The 21322-nt window shown below is 42.5% G+C and carries 21 protein-coding genes; 12 read left to right on the forward strand and 9 right to left on the reverse strand.

Translation table 11 applies throughout. From position 1 onward, the window contains the following. Positions 1-197: 197 nt before the first annotated feature. Positions 198-1100, forward strand: a complete 903-nt coding sequence (gene yegS, locus VHA01S_RS13230) for a lipid kinase YegS (RefSeq protein WP_052029625.1) — start codon at positions 198-200, stop codon at positions 1098-1100. A 52-nt stretch (positions 1101-1152) separates the two neighbouring features. Here yegS and VHA01S_RS17910 read toward each other — a convergent pair whose 3' ends face one another. From VHA01S_RS17910 to VHA01S_RS13245, 3 genes are all read right to left on the reverse strand, one after another. Then, positions 1153-2406 (reverse strand): MFS transporter, encoded by a 1254-nt coding sequence (locus tag VHA01S_RS17910; RefSeq protein ID WP_023404871.1) that lies wholly within the window; start codon positions 2404-2406, stop codon positions 1153-1155. A gap of 380 nt (positions 2407-2786) precedes the next feature. Continuing rightward, the gene (locus tag VHA01S_RS13240; protein WP_023404872.1) at positions 2787-3146 is read right to left on the reverse strand and encodes a glutaredoxin family protein; all 360 of its coding nucleotides are present in this window, start codon (positions 3144-3146) and stop codon (positions 2787-2789) included. A gap of 266 nt (positions 3147-3412) precedes the next feature. After that, the gene (locus tag VHA01S_RS13245; protein WP_023404873.1) at positions 3413-4030 is read right to left on the reverse strand and encodes a 3'-5' exonuclease; all 618 of its coding nucleotides are present in this window, start codon (positions 4028-4030) and stop codon (positions 3413-3415) included. Between the two features lie 131 nt (positions 4031-4161). Between VHA01S_RS13245 and VHA01S_RS13250 the strand changes: the two genes are divergently transcribed. Together VHA01S_RS13250 and VHA01S_RS13255 are read left to right on the forward strand one after the other, a co-directional pair. Beyond that, the gene (locus VHA01S_RS13250) at positions 4162-5457 is read left to right on the forward strand and encodes an alpha/beta fold hydrolase (RefSeq protein ID WP_023404874.1); all 1296 of its coding nucleotides are present in this window, start codon (positions 4162-4164) and stop codon (positions 5455-5457) included. Positions 5458-5533: 76 nt separating this feature from the next. Continuing rightward, positions 5534-6124: a histidine phosphatase family protein gene (locus tag VHA01S_RS13255; RefSeq protein WP_023404875.1), complete on the forward strand. Its 591-nt coding sequence runs from the start codon at positions 5534-5536 to the stop codon at positions 6122-6124. 83 nt (positions 6125-6207) lie between these two features. Here the strand turns inward: VHA01S_RS13255 and VHA01S_RS13260 are convergent, their stop codons facing one another. Beyond that, positions 6208-8301: a TonB-dependent receptor domain-containing protein gene (locus VHA01S_RS13260; protein ID WP_023404876.1), complete on the reverse strand. Its 2094-nt coding sequence runs from the start codon at positions 8299-8301 to the stop codon at positions 6208-6210. Between the two features lie 411 nt (positions 8302-8712). Here VHA01S_RS13260 and VHA01S_RS13265 point away from each other — a divergent pair, with 411 nt between their 5' ends. After that, complete coding sequence (locus VHA01S_RS13265; RefSeq protein ID WP_023404877.1) at positions 8713-9210, forward strand: hypothetical protein; 498 nt, start codon at positions 8713-8715, stop codon at positions 9208-9210. 139 nt (positions 9211-9349) lie between these two features. Here VHA01S_RS13265 and VHA01S_RS13270 read toward each other — a convergent pair whose 3' ends face one another. Next, positions 9350-9712, reverse strand: coding sequence for an HMA2 domain-containing protein (locus VHA01S_RS13270; RefSeq protein WP_240432768.1), 363 nt, complete (start codon positions 9710-9712; stop codon positions 9350-9352). A 185-nt stretch (positions 9713-9897) separates the two neighbouring features. Here VHA01S_RS13270 and VHA01S_RS13275 point away from each other — a divergent pair, with 185 nt between their 5' ends. From VHA01S_RS13275 to VHA01S_RS13305, 7 genes are all read left to right on the forward strand, one after another. Beyond that, entirely contained in the window at positions 9898-10227 is a 330-nt protein-coding gene (locus tag VHA01S_RS13275; RefSeq protein WP_023404879.1) for an HMA2 domain-containing protein, read from the forward strand. After that, positions 10227-10946: a hypothetical protein gene (locus tag VHA01S_RS13280; RefSeq protein ID WP_023404880.1), complete on the forward strand. Its 720-nt coding sequence runs from the start codon at positions 10227-10229 to the stop codon at positions 10944-10946. The genes VHA01S_RS13275 and VHA01S_RS13280 overlap by 1 nt, the downstream gene beginning before the upstream one ends. Positions 10947-10950: 4 nt before the next feature. Further along, positions 10951-11256, forward strand: a complete 306-nt coding sequence (locus VHA01S_RS13285; RefSeq protein WP_023404881.1) for a magnetosome protein MamC family protein — start codon at positions 10951-10953, stop codon at positions 11254-11256. Beyond that, complete coding sequence (locus VHA01S_RS13290; protein WP_023404882.1) at positions 11246-11548, forward strand: YtxH domain-containing protein; 303 nt, start codon at positions 11246-11248, stop codon at positions 11546-11548. The genes VHA01S_RS13285 and VHA01S_RS13290 overlap by 11 nt, the downstream gene beginning before the upstream one ends. Further along, positions 11545-13605 (forward strand): heavy metal translocating P-type ATPase, encoded by a 2061-nt coding sequence (locus VHA01S_RS13295; protein WP_023404883.1) that lies wholly within the window; start codon positions 11545-11547, stop codon positions 13603-13605. The genes VHA01S_RS13290 and VHA01S_RS13295 overlap by 4 nt, the downstream gene beginning before the upstream one ends. A 184-nt stretch (positions 13606-13789) precedes the next feature. Continuing rightward, on the forward strand, positions 13790-14362 hold the full coding sequence (locus VHA01S_RS13300) for a hypothetical protein (RefSeq protein ID WP_023404884.1): 573 nt from the start codon (positions 13790-13792) through the stop codon (positions 14360-14362). Positions 14363-14508: 146 nt separating this feature from the next. After that, the gene (locus tag VHA01S_RS13305; RefSeq protein WP_023404885.1) at positions 14509-16260 is read left to right on the forward strand and encodes a formate--tetrahydrofolate ligase; all 1752 of its coding nucleotides are present in this window, start codon (positions 14509-14511) and stop codon (positions 16258-16260) included. A gap of 91 nt (positions 16261-16351) precedes the next feature. Here the strand turns inward: VHA01S_RS13305 and VHA01S_RS13310 are convergent, their stop codons facing one another. After that, positions 16352-17722, reverse strand: coding sequence for an L-serine ammonia-lyase (locus tag VHA01S_RS13310; protein WP_023404886.1), 1371 nt, complete (start codon positions 17720-17722; stop codon positions 16352-16354). A gap of 342 nt (positions 17723-18064) precedes the next feature. Between VHA01S_RS13310 and VHA01S_RS13315 the strand changes: the two genes are divergently transcribed. Further along, positions 18065-18595 (forward strand): NUDIX domain-containing protein, encoded by a 531-nt coding sequence (locus VHA01S_RS13315; protein WP_023404887.1) that lies wholly within the window; start codon positions 18065-18067, stop codon positions 18593-18595. 114 nt (positions 18596-18709) lie between these two features. Here VHA01S_RS13315 and VHA01S_RS13320 read toward each other — a convergent pair whose 3' ends face one another. The 3 genes from VHA01S_RS13320 to VHA01S_RS13330 form a co-directional block, all read right to left on the reverse strand. After that, positions 18710-19585: an EamA family transporter gene (locus tag VHA01S_RS13320; protein ID WP_023404888.1), complete on the reverse strand. Its 876-nt coding sequence runs from the start codon at positions 19583-19585 to the stop codon at positions 18710-18712. Between the two features lie 193 nt (positions 19586-19778). Then, positions 19779-20861, reverse strand: a complete 1083-nt coding sequence (locus VHA01S_RS13325; protein WP_023404889.1) for a permease — start codon at positions 20859-20861, stop codon at positions 19779-19781. Between the two features lie 117 nt (positions 20862-20978). Beyond that, complete coding sequence (locus tag VHA01S_RS13330; RefSeq protein WP_023404890.1) at positions 20979-21287, reverse strand: ArsR/SmtB family transcription factor; 309 nt, start codon at positions 21285-21287, stop codon at positions 20979-20981. Positions 21288-21322 lie beyond the last annotated feature (35 nt).

Here is a 21322-nt window from a genome sequence, read left to right on the forward strand (position 1 = left end):
ATAAGATAGTGCGTCTGTTTTAAAAGTGCTTTTGAAGACGCTAACTAGGCAAAGTGAAATATAGCGCTAAAATCACTCCAATACTCACGCACTTTCTTTCGTACATATTGCTATAAACGCCATACAAAACAAAACTTTGTACTATATTCAATGAACAAATTGTGTATTGCAGTTTTATCAAAGGGCGAGGTTGTATAGTGAACATAAGGTTACTGCTCAATGGGAAAAAAGCGTCTTTAGTGTCAGTACGAGAGGCCGTTTTCGCCATTAGAGACGAAGGTACAGATTTGGAAGTTCGTCCTACTTGGGAAGGGGGAGATATAGAACGTTTGGTTGCAGAAGCAGTAGAGCAGCAATGCGACCGTGTAATTGCAGGGGGTGGAGACGGAACCATTAATGAAGTAGTCAATGCGTTAATGAAAATACCGTACCCATTGCGTCCTGAACTTTCTGTGCTGCCATTAGGTACAGCCAATGATTTCGCGACGTCTTGTTTAATTCCCACTCAATCTGAATATGATGCACTTAAGCTGGCAATATTAGGTAAAAGCTATGCGGTAGATGTCATTAGGGCGGGTACTCACTATTTTATTAATATGGCGACGGGCGGATTTGGCGCTCAAGTGACAGCGACAACTCCTGTTGCTCTTAAAAACTTTCTAGGTGGAGGGGCTTATACGCTAACCGGTTTAGTGCAAGCTCTTAATTTTCAGCCTTTTGCAGGTCATGCCATTTTTGAAAATAAAAGTTTTGATAGCAATGTGATTGTGGGTGCGGTGTGTAACGGCAGACAAGCAGGGGGCGGGCAAGTGCTGTCTGCAGATTCGTTTATCAATGATGGAAAAATGGAAGTGATATCATTGAGTGAGTTTGCACCTAGCGATCTTTCTATCGTTTTACAAGAACTGGGTAACCCAAAGCCTGATGGTAAATATGTCCAAAAACATCAAGTGCAAAAGGTAACCTGGCATGCTGATGCCTTGATGCCGATTAACCTAGATGGTGAACCCATTAGCAGCAACAATATTGAGTTTGAGGTTTGCGCTTCACAGATCCAGATGGTGTTGCCAGAATCATGCCCGTTATTAAAAACGGAGTGAGCGTATCGGTAACGGATCATTCATTAACTTAAGCCTGAAATTTGCTTTTGATTTAGCTGGTCAATAGGTTCCTTTTCGCACTGCGCTCAGCTAACAAAAAGAAGAACAACGCAAACAGAATAAAGGTCGAAATAGTGTAGTAGTAAGCGTTATTACCAGCGCCCGATAAGCTAGCGGCAACGGTTGCTCCGGTAATTGAGCCTATGATGCCGATAAATGACATAAAAGAAGAGGCCGAGCCTTTATTTGTGTTTTGTTTGTTTAAGATAAATTGCGTTAAAGGCGGGTTGAGTATTCCGCGGAAAAAGCTAAACAACGCCATTGGCACAATAAATAATATTGGCGCACTTAAATGGGTAAATATAGTGACTTCGGAGGAAAGCTGATTGTGAACTTGTATATACCCTAAGAAAACAAACAGTGGGATCAGCGAAGATGAACAAAACATCATGCGATACACGGTTTTAGTGATGTCCTTCGTGATATAAGCAGAGAGGAAGTTGCCTAGCATTAGGCTCAACATGACAGGTATGTTGTACAGTACAAATTCTGCCTCAGACAACCCAAGGTTTGAGCACAGCATGGATACCCCTGCTGTAATCCACACCAAAAAAGCCGCGCCACTAAAAGCTGAACTGATAGAGATCAGTAAAAAGTCACGCTCACGGCTCATTTTAAAAATCGCCCAGATATTTTGACGTAAAGAGGGCGTACTGCCGTTTTCTGCAAGTTTGCGTGTTTCCGGCATATACCTGTGTAATAGAGCAAAAATAAACACCATAAACAAAGAGTTCGCCCAAAAAGTAAATTTCCATCCACCAATTTTCATTAATGCTAGGCCGATAACGGGGCCAACCATAGGTGCAAATATCACAATAGTGGCAGACAGGCCGAGTGCCTTGATGGCATCAACATTGGTATAGTATTCATTGATGGTAGCAAAGCCTGCGGCAAAAATGGCGCAAATGGAAAGCCCCGTCACTGCGCGCCAGAACAGAAACCATCCTACGCTTGGGGCAAAGGTGACCATAGAGTTGGCAACAATAAACAGTAGTGCACCGAGCAGTAAAGTAGGGCGGCGACCAAACCTATCTGAGAGGGGGCCAGCGATAAGCTGAAAGGCCATAGTCAGCCACAAAAAGGCCGAGACACCTAATTGGACTGTGCCATAGTCACCATCAGCAAAGCCAAAATAATGAGCAATATCAGGGATTGCAGGTAAAAAAGAGTCGTTACTCACAAATACTGTAAAAGTATAAAGTGAGGTGAGAACATAAAACTTACGCTGAAAAAAGCTTCGTATCATAAGGCATGGTGTCTATATATGGTTGAGTCAGACGAGATATGACGCTTTAATTTAAAAAGAGTGGTTCTTTTTACTCAAAGTGGTTAATCCGTGATGAAAATCACAATCGGTGATTTTGTGCGCCATATTAGCAATCCAATCCTCAAACACAAGGAAAGGCTATGTTGCATTTTTGTGAGGTGGTTTGATTTACTCCAAAGTCGGCACAGTTTAGGCATTTTAGGGGGGATATTTATGGATAATAAAACGAACAGCATACGCCCGGTATAGGCGTATGGTTTACCTCCGCTATCGTAAGTAAATACTTACTTGGGTCTAGTGCTGTAGTAGCAGATTAACGAAGATTTAAATCATTCATCGATAATGAAAAATGCTTGAATTTAAGCAAATTCTTTTTGTAGGTAAGCGATGATATCTGAAGATTCATACATCCATACTTCCTTACCTTGTGATGTGATTTTTAAGCAAGGCACTTTGATGTTGCCACCGCCGTTTTGTAACTCTTCACGTGCTTGAGGGTTATTTTTGGCATCTTTTAGCTCGATAGCGATTGATTGGCGTTTCATTTCACGTCGTACTTTGACACAAAAAGGGCAGGCTTCAAATTGATATAAGGTCAGATCTTTGGCTTTAGTATCAGCGTGTTGCTGTGCTTCGCTTGTGCGTTTGATTCCTTTTGGCGGGAAAAGGAAGTTAAGCAGTAAGATGATCTTACCTAAGAGAATACGGATGACTTTCATGATTAGGCTCAGTCTTTTAAATAATGAACATCATGCTGAATCATAAATTGATCATAGTCAATTTATCTCATAGGGTTTTGGCTCACATTTCAATTATTTATATAGGCTCTTTGAATGATAACTATTGAAGTCTATAAAAAATTTACAGTGTAAAGAGGTATTTGTTATGACTCTTCACACTTAAACCTATAGAGAGGCTGCTTTGTGGGTTATAAAGTTAGTCAGGCGAGCAGTGTAGCAAGGCGACAAAGCTATAAAGTTAAAGATTACTTTACGTGCTGACTGATGAATGAGCGCAAGGCACTTTTACTGGTTTTTGATAGCTTTTGCATAAATGCGAACTCAGGGTTGGCAATGCCTTTACTGCGCAATTCTTCTAACATCACCATCCATAGTCGTGCCGTCATTTCCGAATCCGCTAATGCACGGTGAAACACGCCATCATGTTCAATATTCTTATAACGAATCAAATCGCCGAGCTTATGTGTGGGGGCATTTTGATACAGGCGTCGCGCAATGAGCATCGAACAGGCAAATTGTCCAGAATACTGAATATCCAACAGTTCAAGTTCAGCATCTAAAAAGCGTTTATCAAAAGAAGCGTTGTGCGCCACCATATTGCTATCGCCGACAAATGTGGCAAATTCAGTCATAACCTCGGCGCAACTTGGCGCATTGCGCAACATGTTATTAGTGATGCCAGTGTAGCTTTCGATAAATGAACTAACGCGAAAGCCTGGATTCATTAACTGCTGAAAAGTATCGACTACTTTGCCGTCCATTAATTTAACTGCACCAATCTCAATGGCTCTATCGCCCATATTCGGTGAGAGGCCTGTGGTTTCAAAATCGAGAACAATAACGGAATTGGCAGAAGAAGACATAAACACTCTGAGAAATAGAATAAAAACGACGGCATTCTAACATGATAGTCAGTGAGTTTCTTGTCGCTATTACTTGGAAATTGACGCAACAATCAGTAGGGTATGAGCGTCTACTTATCCAAGGAAATCTCATGCACGGAAATACTTTTATCAATGATGGTTGTTGCTATCAAAATCATACTTTTGAAGTGCCACTTAGCTATAGCGATGCCAACTCTCAAACATTGTCACTTTTTGCCAGAGAAGTCCGTTTAAATGGTGACGAAAATAGCGCTAAACCTTGGCTGTTATTCTTTCAAGGCGGCCCCGGTTTTCCGTCCCCTAGACCCAATGGGCATTCGGGTTGGCTAAAAGTTGCATTACAGCGATATCGCGTATTGCTGCTAGATCAGCGCGGTACAGGCCACAGTAGCGTGATCACTCATCAAACTTTAGCTCATCTCAATAGCGAGCAACAGGCTGAGTATCTAGCGCATTTTCGTGCTGATAACATAGTTCGTGACGCTGAAACCATTCGTGAGAAGCTAGGCATCGACAAGTGGGCAACATTAGGCCAAAGCTTTGGTGGTTTTTGCACATTAACTTACCTTTCCCTGTTTCCAGACAGCTTATTACAATGTTATGTCACCGGCGGTATTCCCTCTATAGACAGAACAATTGATGATGTTTATGAAGCAACCTTCAAGCGCACAGCGCAAAAAAATAAAGCCTTCTTCAGACAGTTCCCACAAGCACAACCACTGTGCCAAAAGATTGCCGATCATCTGATTACGCATGAAGAATTCCTGCCAAATGGACAAAGATTTACCGCTGAACAATTTCAGCAGATTGGCATTAACTTTGGTGTGAGCGATACCTTTTTGCCAACTTACTATCTGTTAGAAAGCGCCTTTGTAGAGGTAAATGGCACGCAGGTACTGAGCTATGAGTTTTTAAATGCCATGCTCTCAGAGCAAGCATTTCAAACCAACCCTATCTATGCCATCTTGCACGAATCTATCTATTGCCAAGGTTTCGCTTCGCAGTGGAGTGCGCACCGAGTTAGACAAAATCACCCGCAATTTAATTACCAAGCAGGCCAAGCGTTTTATTTCACCGGCGAGATGACATTCCCGTGGATGTTTGAGCAATACAAAAACCTCAAGCCACTGCAAACAGCTGCAACTCTGTTAGCAGACAAAACAGATTGGCAACCACTATACGACGCCGAAGTCTTAACCAACAACAAAGTGCCATTAAGCTGCGCTGTGTATGCTGATGATATGTTTGTAGAAATGGCATTCAGCTGCGAAACATTAAATAGGATCCCTAACTCACAAGCATGGATCACCAACGAATACGAGCACAACGGCCTACGCCTAGATGGTGAACGAGTGTTAAGTAAGCTGTTTGCTATTGGCGATCAGACGTTGGCAACGTTGGTGTAATCAACACATTCTAGACAAATCCACAGAGTGATATATTGGTCACTCTGTAGACTTATTACATCGTAGAGACAGTACATTGAACAAAACAAAGATTTTTCTGCTTAGGCATGGTCAAACACAATGGAATGTTGAGGGGCGACTTCAAGGACAGAAAAATTCGCCATTGACTGAAATGGGTGTCAATCAATCTGTTGAGGCGAGTAAGTTATTAAATCAATATGAGATAGATAAAGCCTATATCAGTCCATTACAACGAGCCATTGATACTAGTGAAATACTATTAAAAGGGCGCGATGTTGAGGTCATTACGAGTGATCCTCTTAAGGAAATATATTTAGGTGAATGGGAAGGAAAACTAAGAGCGGAAGTGGAGTGTTCGGCTCCTGAACAATATCAATTGTTTTTAAACAGCTCTGAGCATTTTGAACTGCAAGGTGCTGAAACTTTTCAACAGCTTCAGACTAGGCTGGTGGCAGAGCTGGAAGCTATTTTTGCCAAAGAGAAGCATAAAAATATTATGGTGGTATCACACTGGATTGCCATAAAAACCATACTTGCTCACTATTCAGACATTCCATTAAGTCGTTTGAGTGAGATCTCTGACCCTGAAAATGCCACGTTAATTCAATTAGAAAAAGACGACAGTGGGGCAACTGTTGTGAAGTAATGGTTTATACACAAAAAGCGGGGCCATACTCGGCCCCACTGTATCAATATATAATCACATTAATTGCGCTGGTGGATATTAGATTAGAATCGTAGATCCAGATCGACGTAGTAATTGGTCTCTTGGCCTACTTTGGAAGTGGTAGTCACGTTTTCTGCATTGATATATTGGCCATCAAAGATGTTGTTCACGCCAAATTTCAATGTTGCGTCGTTAAGTACTCCTAGTGGCAGTCGTGATTCTTTTATGCGCCATATGCCAGAGATGTTCGCCTGGGTATATGAATCATTGACGTAAAAGTACTCGGTTGTTCCCCACATGAATGACTCTGGGTTTTGATCTGGCTCGAACCAGTGATTAACATCAGCGCCAAGTGTTAAGCCAACGTTTTGGAAGGTATAAGCGGCGGCAAGGCGCACTTTATCGGCAAACGGTGTGACTTTTTCTTTGGTTTCTTTGTCATAAAGATCAAGGTGTTCATAACTTGCTGACAAGCTGAGGTTTTGCAAATCATAGGTTGAAGTTAGCTCCACCCCTTTACGTTTTGCGTTATCAATATTGGTATATTGAGCGTACATGCTTTGATCTGGAGACTCCCCAAGTTCAGGTAGGGTTTCTAACGCAATCATGTCATTGATATTGGCATCAAAGTACATCAGCTTTAGGGCGAATCGGTCGTCTTGAGTAAAGAGGGCGTTATTGACATAAGAAATTCCCCCTTCAAATTCTTCAGATGTTTCTGGTTTTAGATCTGGGTTAGGTAAGTACCAATAGTGGATGTTTAATGGGCCTTCTGCGCCAGTTTCGTGCGGTGATGGTGCTCTAAACGCAACTGAGTAGCCACCTAACAAGTGCAGTCCAGTGGCAACCTCATAGCTGGCTGCTATACGGGGTGAAAATGCATCGCCAGTGAAATCAGCATCCGGGTTGTTTTCAACTTTACGGTTAAAGTAATCGTAACGAGCACCAGCAGTAAACTCCCAGTCGCCTACCTCTATCAAGTCCTGAATATAGATGCCCCAATCATTATATTCGCTTGGCATGGTATGGAATTGAGAGGCTACGCCGCCAGAAAGATATGACGCATCATCTTCACGATAGTGGTAATCAATACCCATTACCGCAGTATGGTAAACGCTGCCAGTGTAAAAGCGCGCCACGTTTTTGATCGATGCACCTGCACGAGATTCTTCGTTGGTGTAGTGGATGTTTCTATTGATGGCGCTATTGATGTAATCTCGAGCGTATTTTGACTGACTCACATAAGAGGCCACATCAAGATCGATAAGATCATTGTCAAACGGCGCGTAATTATAATTAATAGTAAAATCGGTTTGTGTTAGTTCTCCAACTACAGGAATAGTAGTATCAGGGTGATTTAACGTATTCCAAGCGGTTTCGACATCACTATGGAAATGGTATAAGCCAAATGCTAGACGCTGTTCTTCGGTAATATTCCAGCCCAGATTGGCGTAACCGGTTTTAGTTGACTCATCATTTCCGACTGTGTCGTAGAGATCTGTGCCACCATCCGCCAATTTAATATCACCGAAATTAGCTTGTTTACCATAAAGAACAAAGTCCAATTTGCCACTGTCATTTTGTCCTGCAATCGCTCCTCTATAGCTATGCATATTGTTAGACTCGTAGCGACCGCCGACCATTGCACCAAAGTTTTCGTCATTTTCTAGGTAGTCAGAGGCGTCTTTTAGTCTCATGCTGATAACGCCGCCAATAGCACCGCTACCGTATAAAATAGAAGATGACCCTTTCACTGTTTCGACCCGTTTTAATAGGTCAGTATCACTTCTGAAACTAGAGATTTGATTGGCAAATAACGCACTGGATCTCGGTACGCCATTTTGCATAATGATCACGCGATCGTCATCGTTAAAGCCACGAATATTGAATTGTTGCCCAATATTTCGGCCTAAATCGGAACCTGCATTAATACCAGGTACATTGCTCAAACTGTCCATCAGGTTGGCACTGGTGGCAAGTTCATCTTCGGTTACGATATCAACCGAACCAACATATTCTTGTTGCTCTGTATCAACTCGGTTTCCCACTACAACGACCGTTTCGTGTTCAACCTCTCCTTGGGGCTTATGGTTATCTGCGTATGCCACATTCGCAATTGCTGCGGCGATAACGACTGCCAGATATTTTTTGACCATGATTATTCTAACTCCTTGCAAAATAACAATAAATTTATGGTAATGAAAATCATTCTCAATATAATTACTATTTATGAAAGGTGCATCAAAATATAGATATTTTGTATGTGAAATTGGACTGGCTTCAAAGTTATTGATAGATTTTAGTGATGCTTGTTTGTAAGATATTGATTTACATGTATTTTAATTGTAAGGAGATAAGATTGTGTGTATGAATGCTTTTTTGTTTGAAGAGAAAAATAAGATGAGGATGCAATGTTAAATAGCGACAACTGCTTAGCTTGATGCAAGGCTTGTACAGTATTTCCGATATTTTGTTTTTAATAATGTACTGACAGGGTTAGCAAAATATTGCAAATGCTATTGGTAATCGTTATCATTAATAAGTTATCGAAAGCAAAGGTGCTGAATATGAACGCGAAGAAAGCACTAAAAAAGCTGAAAAAAAAATCACAGAAGAAAATTAAGAAGCAGGGGATAGAGCAACTTAAAAAACTCAAACTGGATGCGAGTAAAGTTAAGGCCAGTAATGAGGGACAGCTCTATTTCAGTGATGCTTTAAAACAGGATATTAACCAGGGGGTCAATCAAGTCATTGCTGATGTGGCTTATGAATTGGCAACACCTTTATTGCCGGTGTTATCTTGGTTTAATGACCATCAACACAATATTGATATTGTGGAAGCGCCTTTGCGAGAACAGCTCAAAAAGCCATCATCACTTAAAGATGCCACATCTTCTGCAAAACCAATCTCAGTAGAAAGCCCGCGCTCATCTTCAAAGCTACAATCACGCCCAGCAAAATCTATTTTGCATGTCGCGCTTAAATCACCACCGTGTAAACGATGTCCTGCTTTGCAAAACGGAATATGTAAGTGTGCGGCGAAGCGTTATAAGCTTTCGGCATAGAGTTGAACTTACAGGCTAGACTTTAAACTTGTAGGCTAGGTTTTTAACTTACAGAATAGATTTTTAACTTGCAGAGTGAGCGTCAAACTAGCGATGCAGTTTGGTAGGATGATTATTAGTGGGTTAGGACGTGCGCTATTTAAGCAAAGTTTAATATTGCTCTGCTAATAGACGGTCCAACTAAGCGACTTAATGCGATGCCTGCAATGCTCTTAGCCAATGTTTTAGTACCTGATATCGCTGCATTTTCAATAAACGAAGGTTTATGCGTACTTTGCATCCAGTTATGACTTTCTAGAATTTCAATCAAGCTCTCACAATCAAGCTCTTTGTCATCAAAATGGATAGCTACTGACCCCGCATGTTTGCGGTAGGTTATTTTATTAATTGCATCAATTTCTTCTAATTGCTCTAAAAGGTTCATCACTGTTTTTGGATGATTTCTAATATAGTCAGATCTTACTCTAACTCTTTGATTTGTTTTGTGAATATAAGTATTCATAGTAATCGCACACCAAATGATAATCATTTACATTAGCGATACTACCACTCCCCATTAATTAGTGCAAAAAAACCGATTCAACTTGTAATTGAGAGCACAATTAGGGACACTAAATTCAAACAGATATTGTATGACTTTTGATGTAACAATATGTGTCATTTGTTTGAAATCATGGGTTAAAGGTTATGAATCAATATGTTTCAAGAGTATTGAAATTAAGAAAATGGGTTAAAATTAGCCACCATATACCTGGTCGGGTACGACTTAAATATAAGCTTGGTATTATTGCGCAACTTAGCGCTTTTAAAAGCCAAGATATTGAACAATCACTTCAGTCAGTACCTGCATTTAAGAATTATCAGCTCAACCCTAAAACAGGAAGTATTCTCATTGAGTATGATCCAATCGCGATTGAGCCTAATTGGATAGAATCATTATTTTCCGATAACGAATCCGATGTAGAAGCAGCCTGTCACAAAATTGCTGAGCGCGTAAATAACAGCGGAGATTGTTAATGGAAGATAAACAGCCCCCTTCTGATCCGTATGAAGCGTATTTTCATGCGATGTTAGAAATGCAAAAAGAAATGGCAAAGTCTTATGTTGCTATGCAGCAACAATTGGGCGGAAATATGCCACCAATGATGCCACCAATGATGCCACCAATGATGTCACCTTATATGGCTTCACAATATCCACCCAATATGATGCCACATCAATATTATGGCCATCCGCAGATGCCAGTACAGCCGCACCAACAACAGCCGTATCAGCATCAGCAACCTCAGGCACAACAACAGCCGCAACAAGCTCCAGAATCCTCAGACAACCATGACGCTCTTTTTGCGCAAGCACAGGTCATGTTGGATGATGCTTTAGGTGAAGATGCGGGTACGTTTAAAGAAATATTAGGAACTTTTGGTATGAGTGATAAAGAATTTTGGAAAGGCGCAATGATTGGCGCAGCAGCCGCTATGTTACTTGGCAATGAAAACGTTCGAGGCAAACTAATGGGTCTCGTTTCTGGTGCTGGTGGCATGCTTAAAACTGGCACAGAAGGCGTAAAAGATACTGCGGTAAATACAGCATCATCAGTAAAAGAAAACATCAGTACTGGCAGTGAAATCTTTAGAGATACAGTGAGTGCCGGTAAACAAGGTTTCCAACAGTCTGTAGAGAAGCATAAAGCTGAAACAGAAGTAAAAGAAGAACCAGCAGAAACTAAAGAGCAATAAGCCTATGAGTAACTCAACAAATCGATTGAGTTCGGCGAATAGAGCTATGTTGGTCGGTGCTATCGCAGGTGGTGGTGGCACCATTGTTCATCAGTGGAACCAATATAAAGACGGTTCTCTCTCAACCAATGAATTGGTAGGGAACGCAGCCAAAACCGCTCTTAAAACCGGGATTGCTTCTGGCGCTACAACCTATGTCGCAGAAAAAATGGCAGGACGTCCTGCACTTTCTATGTTGACTATCTTGAGCGTTGGAGCTGCGGGTTTGTATTTATTAGATCAATCATCAGGATCAAAAGATGGCAATTAATCCATTTGCAAGTAGTGCTCCAACAGATAATGCGCAGCAACCACAAACTGCACAAAACGAGACTACTCAATATCAGAATCAAAACACCAAAACACATTTTGCTATGGGTCTAGCCGCAGGTGCTGCGGTTGCTTATTTACTGACAAATAAGAAATTCAAGCAAGGCGTTGTGACTACAGGTGAGAAAGCTTGGTCAAGCGTGCGTGGCGAAGTAGAAGAGTTAAAAGAGCGTTTGGAAGATACCCAAGCTGAACTTGAGTACTACCGTAACCTGCATAAGGGTGAAGAATGAACCCCATTAAATTAAAGCATCACGTCCCCGGACGAATTCGCTTTAGGGTTCCTAAACTAAGACACTATTCTGATATAGGTTCTTGGATTAAAACCAGTTTAATGGCTATTCAAGGAATCTCACTGGTTCGTGTTAATGAGGTTGCCTGCTCTATTGTCATCGAGTATGAAACAGATATTCTCGATTACAGTATCGTTGAGCAGCGTTTATCTCAGCTAGATTTTTCGCAAGCAACAACTGAAGAAAGCGAACATGAGTTCACCCGTGGTGATATAGCAATGAATGTCATTGGTACTATATCTGCCGCACTATTACCTCAAAAATGGGGCGGAGTGACAACTGCAACTTTGATTGCACCGACTTTGCTAGAAGGTGTGAAAGAGTTAAAAGACAAGAAAGTATCGGTTGAAGTTTTAGATGCTATCGCTGTTGGGCTTTCGGCTTGGCGTGGTGACTACAAAACGGCAATGATGACCCAAAGCTTAATCAGCCTTGGTGAATATATGGAGCAGAAAACCAGTCGTAATAGCGATGAGCTATTGGCTGATTTAATGCGCCCTAAAGATACTATTGTTTGGCTCGTGAAAGACGGAGTTAGGACGCAAGTTAACTCAAATACGTTGCAAGAAGGCGATGTAATTGAACTAGCGCCTGGCGTGCTCATTCCTATTGACGGTACTGTAGTTAAAGGCGCAGCCTTAATTAACCAGTCTTCATTGACCGGTGAAAACGTGCCAGTACGTCGAGAAGAAGATGCGAAAGTTTACTCCGGCACTTTAGTTACTGAAGGCACCATTCTTGTTCGTGTCGATAAAGTGGGCAGTGAAGCGACTACCGCGCAAATTGCGAAACTTATTTATGACTCTTTGAGCGAGAAAAGTGAAATTCAGCGTGTGACGCAAGATATGGCGGATCGCCGCGTTAAAATTACCTTAGGTATTGGTGCAGCAGTGTTTGCCCTTACTCAAGATATTAACCGCGTGGCCTCGGTATTCTTGGTGGATTACTCATGCGCCTTGAAACTCAGTACGCCAGTGACCTTTAAATCAATAATGTATCGTGCGGCTCAGCAAGGTATTTTATTTAAAGGCGGTAGCGCTATTGAGAAGTTGATTGGCATAGATACGTGTGTCTTCGACAAAACAGGTACTTTAACGCATGGCGATATGGAAGTGACTGATGTCATTCCTTTATGTTGCCAAAAAAATGCGCGTGATTTACTGGCAATAGCAGCTTCGGTTGAAGAGCACAGCAATCATCCATTGTCACAAGCTGTGGTTAATGCGGCTAAACACAATGAACTGCCGCACATTGAGCACGGTGAAGTTGAATATGTTATTGCACATGGTTTAAAAACCACTTTGAATGACAATCAACTAGTAATGGGAAGCCGTCACTTCCTTGAATCGCATGAAAATGTTGATTTTAGTCGCGCTGAAGACGTTATTCAGCAATATGAAGCGGAAGGTCGCCACTTAATTTACATCTCTAACGAAGGTAGATTAATCGGCATGATCGGGCTTCGTGATCATTTACGTGAAGATGCGCTACAGACACTGACTGATTTGCGTAAACTTGGCATCAATGAGCTAATAATGATCACCGGTGACAGTGCTTACAAAGCACAGATTTTAGCCGATGAATTGCAGCTAGATCGAATGTACGCACAAACCGTGCCTTCAAAAAAATCTTCGATCATTGAATCGTTGCAACAAGAAGGTAAAAAGGTCATGTTTATTGGTGATGGTGTGAACGATGCACCTGCCTTAACCGCGGCTGATGTGGGTGTGGCCATGTGCCGAGGCACTGAGCTGGCAAGGCAAGTGGCAGATGTGGTGTTGCTGAAAGACGGATTATATGGCGTGGTCGAAGCGAGAGAGTTAGCGAATATCGCCATGCGAGTCATTCATTCCAACATTAAGCTGGCGGAGTACATTAACAGCGGCATCATGCTTGCAGCTGCGTTGGGCTACTTAAACCCGACAATGAGTGCGTTACTACACAATGGTACAACACTCTCTATTTTAGGGCGCTCTGCCGCATTACGTCGTTACTAAAGCGATAGTGTAATAAAGGTAAAAGTTTGACGAGCTTTTGCCTTTATTTTGTTTCTTCATAGCAGTTCTTTTCTGCTTATTCATTTCCGCTTATCAATTTTAGCTAGAAAATAGTATTTCGTTCTATTAGGCGTAGTGAAAAAGATAAGGTATGGTTAGGTTTTTTTAGCCATATTAATCCTTTATGCCCTCTGAACATTCTTTATTTAATACTTTGCAATCAATAGGTTTTTCCCTTCCTGAAGGGCAGGGCGGTATTGCGGCTCAGCAAACGCAAATACAAGCACAACTCAATCAATTGAGTGAAGCACTCTCACCTTTATTTGAGCGCGCTAAGGCAAAATACCCTGAGCATACTGATCAGCAATTGTTGCTCGGTTTATTTACTCTGCACCATGAAAAACAGCTGCAGCAATTGCGCACACAACAGCCAAGTTTATTAGCGATGCAAAAAGTCATTGATGATTCTCTTGATAAACACCACGCACAGGCTTTTAAGTCTCCGTTAATCGCTGAAATTTGGCTCGTTATGCATTTGTGGCTGTTTGTACAAGGGCAATCAAACATCGACTATTCGTTAGCGTACGATTATGCCAATGAAACCGCCGAACTGCTGAACCCATTTTCATCCTCATCATCCAGTGAATTACGCAGTGAATGGCTTAAATCGTTTTATGCGGGTAAAGAAACAGTCAACCAACAAAACAGCGGGATATGTTATTGGATTAAGCGTCTATTAAGAAAAAGTAACCAGTGATGATGAACTCTGTTAGCTAATGGTTTTCAGTAAATGAAAACTGGTGTTTTTTCAGGTCACGCAAACGTTTGCTCTTTACTTATCATAAAATTTCTTTAAGATTTCCGCCCATATCAGATTGTCTTTTTATCCCTCCAGAGGACCATATGCTGTCGGACATTGAAATCTCACGATCTACCCCCTTACGCCCCATTTCAGATGTCGCAACCGCAATAGGGTTGCACAGCGACGAGATTCAAACTCACGGTCAACATAAAGCAAAAATTAGTCTCAAAGCTTTAAAACGTCTTGAAAACAAAAAGACGGGTAAATTGATCGTTGTGACTGCCATTACCCCAACGCCATTGGGCGAGGGTAAAACGGTGACTGCCATTGGACTTGCGCAAGGTTTATTCAAAGTCGGCCAGTCAGTAATGACCTGTATTCGTCAACCTTCTATGGGGCCGGTATTTGGCGTCAAAGGTGGTGCAGCAGGTGGCGGTTATTCTCAAGTCGCGCCTATGGAAGAGCTAAACTTGCACCTGACTGGCGATATTCACGCTGTTACGGTTGCGCACAACCTAGCGTCTGCGGCTATTGATGCCCGTATTTATCACGAGCAGCGCAAAGGCTATGACGATTTTGAAGCTCGCACAGGCCTTAGCGCACTGCGCATTGATACTGACTCTATCGTTTGGAAACGCGTCATTGACCACAACGATCGCGCACTGCGTAAAGTGACAGTAGGTATTAATGATGAAGGCAAAACCATTAACGGCTATGAGCGTGAAGATGGTTTTGATATTTCAGCTGCTTCAGAGCTAATGGCGGTACTGGCACTGGCGAGCGATCTTAAAGATCTGCGTCAGCGCATTGGTAAGATTGTGATCGGTTACAACCTTGAAGGTAAAGCGGTGACAACTGAAGACCTTGGTGTTGCCGGAGCAATGACAGTGAGTATGCGTGAGGCGATTGAGCCAACGATGATGCAGACTCTAGAAGGCATTCCAACACTGATTCACGCCGGACCATTTGCCAATATTGCGCACGGTAACTCTTCAATCATTGCGGATAATATTGCCACCAAACTGGCTGACTTTACCGTTACTGAAGGCGGTTTTGGTTCGGACATGGGCTTTGAAAAAGCCTGTAATATCAAAGCGCAAGCCTCTGATAAAGCGCCTGATTGTGCGGTGATTGTCGCCACTTTGCGCGGATTAAAAGCAAACTCTGGATTATACAGCTTAAAACCGGGTCAACCGATCCCTGATAGCATGTATGAAAAAGACAGTGCTGCATTAGAAGCTGGTTTTGCGAACTTAAAATGGCATATTGAAAACGTGACTAAGTATGGCGTTCCTGCGGTAGTTGCGATTAACCGTTTTCCGCAAGATACCGATGAAGAGTTGCTACAGCTGAAGAGCATGGTTGAAGCACTGCCGTACTCGGTGGAAGTCGCCGTCTGTGAAGCCTTTGCGAAAGGTGGCGCTGGCGCAGTTGAGCTTGCCAATAAAGTGGTTGAGCAGTGCCATAACACTCCGGCGCAATTTACTCCTTTGTATCGCATGAATCAGCCTCTTGAAGAGAAAATCATGGCGGTGAGTGAAATTGGCTACGGAGCGGCGTCTGTTACCTTGAGTGACAAAGCGCAATCGCAACTGGCTCAATATAAAGCCTTAGGCTTTGATAACTTAGCTATCTGCATGGCAAAAACGCCTATGTCCATTTCAACCGATGGTTCAGTGAAAGGCGCACCGTCACAGTTTGACGTGCCGATTCGTGAGCTGCGACTTTGCGCCGGTGCAGGCTTTATTTACGCACTGTGTGGCAATGTAATGACCATGCCGGGGCTTCCTGATAAGCCAGCCTTTATGAATCTTGATATTGATGAAGACGGTAATATCACAGGCTTAAGCTAACTTTTCAGCGTTGGCTTATCGCAAATATTAAAAAGGCATACTCTATACAGGTATGCCTTTTCTATTTGGTTTTTACTAAGTGATTGACTCGTTACTCACAGGGCGGCGCAAGATGAATCATTGCCAAGCCACCTAATGAGGTTTCTCGGTATTTCTTGTTCATGTCTTTACCGGTCTGATACATGGTGTCGATGACATCATCTAGCGAGATCAAACACTTACTAGAACGTCTTAATGCCATACGTGAGGCGTTAATCGCTTTCATTGCGCCCATAGCGTTACGCTCAATACACGGTACTTGTACTAGCCCGCCAATCGGATCGCAAGTCATGCCTAAAGAGTGTTCCATAGCAATTTCTGCCGCAATACAAATTTGCTCATTACTGCCACCGCGAAGTGCGGTTAATCCAGCCGCCGCCATGGAAGATGACACTCCCACTTCACCCTGACAACCCACTTCTGCGCCAGAAATAGAAGCATTGGTTTTGTACAAAATACCAATCGCGCCAGACACAGCCATAAAATCTTTAAGCTGTTTAGTGTCGAGCTGTTTGATAAAGCGATGGTAATACATCAATACCGCAGGAATAACCCCAGCCGCACCGTTAGTCGGTGAGGTGACCACTTGACCGCCAGCGGCGTTTTCTTCACTCACGGCAAAAGCAAATAGGTTGATCCAATCAAGGATTTCCATTGGGTCATTTTCCACCAGAACATTGGCTTCTAGCTTTTTCAATAAGTTAGGCGCGCGGCGCGTGACGTTTAATCCGCCTTCCAAAATACCTTCGGTCTCAAAACCGCGCTCCATGCACAGACGCATCACTTTCCAAATTTGGTCGGCTTTGGCATCAATTGCCGACATGTCTTGGAATACTTGTTCATTGCGTAGAATCATACCGCCAAGGCTGAGGCCGTTTTTCTCAGCTTGTGCCAGCATTTGTTCGGCGCTATTAAAAGGGAATGGCACGTCTACATCAGAGGATTTTTTGCCTTGTTGCAGCTCTTTTTCGGTGGCAATGAATCCGCCGCCAATGGAATAGTAAGTTTCAAAACCAATGCGAGAGTGTTGATCATCAAATGCTGAAATAGTCATGCCATTTTCATGTAATGGCAGATTGTTGCTGTGAAATAAAATATCTTTATCGTAATCGAAGTCAATCACATGGTGATTGGCGATGTTGAGCTTTCCATCTTCAATCGCACTGCGCATTTGCGCATTGGCGCTAGCAATCTTGATGGTATCGGGACGATTTCCCAACAAACCTAAAATAGAAGCGCGGTCGGTGTGGTGACCTTTACCCGTTAATGACAGCGAGCCGTATAAATCAATTTGAATGCGCGCTACTTGTGCCACATTTTGCTGAATAAGTTGCGTAAAGTAATAGCCCGCAAGCATTGGGCCGTTAGTATGCGAACTAGAAGGACCGACACCTATTTTGTAGATATCAAAAATTGAGTACATAATCTTTACCTATTACAACATTATGGCTAATCGCCAATTAGGAATAACAAAACACAGTGCGAAAGACGTTGTCGCATGACAACATGCTGATTATAGGTTCGCGAGTCTGTGTCTCTGTTGTTTGATGAAGTCCTTTTACTGCGGAATATAGTGTTCCTATTGAGCGTCGAGTGCCGCTTCAATACTAAGCAAACGAGGCCAGACAAACTAGGATGCCGACTCCTTTCAGTATGGCTGATATCAATGCTTATATCACTAAGTATACTGCCAAATGTCATGCTTTCCTTTTTCTATCAATGATAAAGTGACAGAAGTTAATATTTTTATTTAAGGTTTGAGAAGATGCTCTATTGTCCGGCGTGTGGGGCGCAACGTTTAGCGGTTCACGGTAACCAGTTTATTTGCAGTGATTGTGACTTCACTTTCTTTCAAAATATGGCTGCCGCGGTGATGGCGGCGGTGATAAAACAAGACTCACAACAGCAAACTCAGCTGTTAGTTGCCACTCGCTCACGTGACCCTGGTAAAGGGTTATGGGATTTACCGGGTGGATTTGTTGATCCAGATGAAAGCGCGGAGTTTGCATTGCACAGAGAGTTAAAAGAAGAAATTGGTGCAGAGCTCGCCTCGGCGCAATACTTAACGTCTTTTCCCAATACTTACCCTTATAAAAACGTCACCTATAAAACCTGCGATATGGTGTTTATCGTGACATTGGCCGACGGCGCCGAGGTTGTGGCTAATGATGATGTCGAAAGCTTGCAGTGGTTGCCGTTAGCAGAGATGGATCTGTCTCAGTTTGCGTTTGAATCGACCAAGCGGGCGGTGTCGGCGGTGCAAGATAAATTGCTTGCCAGTGAAAGGGCGCAATAACCCATAACTCAAGTTATTCAATTACGTCATTGAAAGGGATGCGCTAAATCTTGCCTTAAAGCAAGTAGCGCATCCTTTTTTATGAGCAATATCAGTATTCGCAATAACAGCGATCTACTGCCACATTACCAAAACCGCCGCGCAGGCGACCAACACTAGCGCGAAAATATCCTTTCTTGGAATGCTTTCTTTGAGATAAAAGTACGACACAAGCATAGTGAAGAAAATCTCCACTTGTCCCAATGTTTTTACGTAAGGCACTGTTTGTAACGACATGGCGCTAAACCAACCAAAAGAGCCTATAAAACTGGCTAAGCTGGTCATGATCACAAGTTTAGGTTTGCTAAACATCTGTTTGAGTGTATTACGATCTTTTATGAGTAAGTAGCCTGTCAGCAAAAGGGTTTGGAGAAAGATAACAATGAACAGCACCCATGCTGCGCGGTGTGGAAATGGCAAGCTTAGACTTAAACTTGCCTCTCTTATCCATAATGAAGTCAGCGCAAATGCGGTGCTACAGGCTAAACCTAACGCCGCTGTATTGAGCGAAATACCCCGAAATCCTTTCGGGCAACTGAGGATCAAAACTGCGATACCGCCTAGCAAAACCCCCACCCATCCTAAAAAGGTCAAGCTAGTGCCAAAAAACAGCACCCCTAAAAATGCCGCCACTGGCGCTTCTGATTTCGCCAGTCCCGCGCCAATCGCAAAGTTGTTTTGTTTAAACAGCACTACCATTAACGCGGTGGCGACAATTTGCATGATGGCTGCAGCAATCAGAAAAAACCACGAATAACCGGTAAAGGTTGGCATAGCCGCGGGTTGCCATTGATAGAGGGCGATTAAATACAATAAGGCGAGGGGGCTAGCCCATAGAAAGCGTGCCAGTGTAACGCCACTGACATTTAGGGTTTTACTTAATTGGTTTTGAAAAGCGTTGCGCCATGATTGGCTAAAAGCAGCCAAAAAGGTGAAAAAGATCCAGCTCACGTTCGTCCTTAGAATGAGTCTTTAATAGAGTGAACCATCCTACAGATACAAGGCGTTAAACCATAGGCTTTTATCCATTCCTCCTTGTTTGTATGTGGTAATCTTGTGTGCAGTAACCTTGTGCACGTTAATTTTTTATATAGAGCTTGGTGTAGCCATCTACTGACAGCCACACCAAGCAGACTTAACTCATTTAAAACATGAAGTTATATAGATAACCCGCGCCCATTGCCATCCCTAAAATTACCACTAAGAATGCCGCAATTAATGGGTTCTTAAATATAGATTTAAGCAAAATAACCTCGGTTAAACTGGCGCCTGCACTGCCTATAATCAATGCCATTACTGACCCTAGCGCCATGCCTTTTTGCACCAATGCCGCACTTAAAGGAATCACGGCTTCTGCGCGAATATAAAGGGGAATACCAATAATGGCGGCAATAGGAATGGCGTACCACACTTTGTCACCAGCGTATTTTGCAATTAGGTCGGTTGGGATGAAGCCATAAATGAATGAACCAATTAAAATGCCGATCAACAAGTAAGGAAGTACTTGCTTAAAGTCTTTCCAAGTGGATGCCCAAATACGAACCCAGCGGCTTGGTTCTGTTTTTTGTAGTGAAATTGTGCCATCACAGTTGGTGTTTAATTGCAGTGTTGGTTCTGGTTGTTGTGTTTTATTTGCATTTGCCTTGCCTGAAGTACAGCAAGAAGTACTCGCTATCTTAGGTTCATTAGGTTCATTAGGTTCACCACAACTTTCACTACTGCTCTCAGCACAGGTATTTGTTGCAGAGCAAGAGCCTTGCACACTGTCTGCTTGGTAAGCTTCTTGGCGTACATACTTTTCAAAACCCAACTGTTCCAGTACATAACCAGAGACTACGGACACTAACATAGCAATGGCAAAATAAAATATCGCCACTTTAAAGCCAAAGGTGACTACAAATAAGCCAATAATGACGGGGTTAAGTAACGGGCTGGCGAATAGGAATACCAGCATAGGCCCAAACCCTGCGCGAGCTCTTAGCAAACCTTTTAAGAAGGGAATGGTTGAGCAAGAACAAAACGGCGTTATCGAGCCTAAAAGTGCGGCAACAAAGTATCCACGTCCATTTTTTGAGCTAAGGATCGATTGGATCTTTTGCGGTGTAATGAATTCTTGTAGTACTCCTACCAAATAACTAATGGCAAGAAATAAAACGGTCAGTTCTGCGGCTAAAAATAGGAACATGTGTCCTGCTTCTTGCGCCATGCTTAATAATTGGTTGTTCATTGTGTTGCTCTCTATATTTCGACAATATTGGAATTATAGAAATGTTAGTCGCTATTACAAGCTTTAATTTCCATAAAAATCGAAATATAAGCTAATAAATTGAATTACAAGAAGATTTTATTTTGATTCTCTGAGGCAATATTCGTCTAGGCAACATTCGTCTTGTAGGAAATCGATAACCTGTTGCAGATTTTCGTACTGAGCAATGCAAAATAAGGTGCGACCTTCACGTCTTTGAGAAAGCAATCCGGCAGAAGATAAGTTGGAAATATGATGAGAGAGCGTGGAGCTAGGGATATTCAATTGTTGCTGAATATCGCCAACAGGCACACCTTGATGACCGGCTTTTACCGCCAATTTATAAATACTGAGACGTGTGGGATGACCAAGTTCTTTTAGTGCTTTGGCGACGTGTTCTAGTTGCATGCTTCTCTCCTGATAATAATTCCATGCTAGTGGAA

It is taken from the genome of Vibrio halioticoli NBRC 102217, from assembly GCF_000496695.1.
Classification (GTDB): Bacteria; Pseudomonadota; Gammaproteobacteria; order Enterobacterales; family Vibrionaceae; genus Vibrio; species Vibrio halioticoli.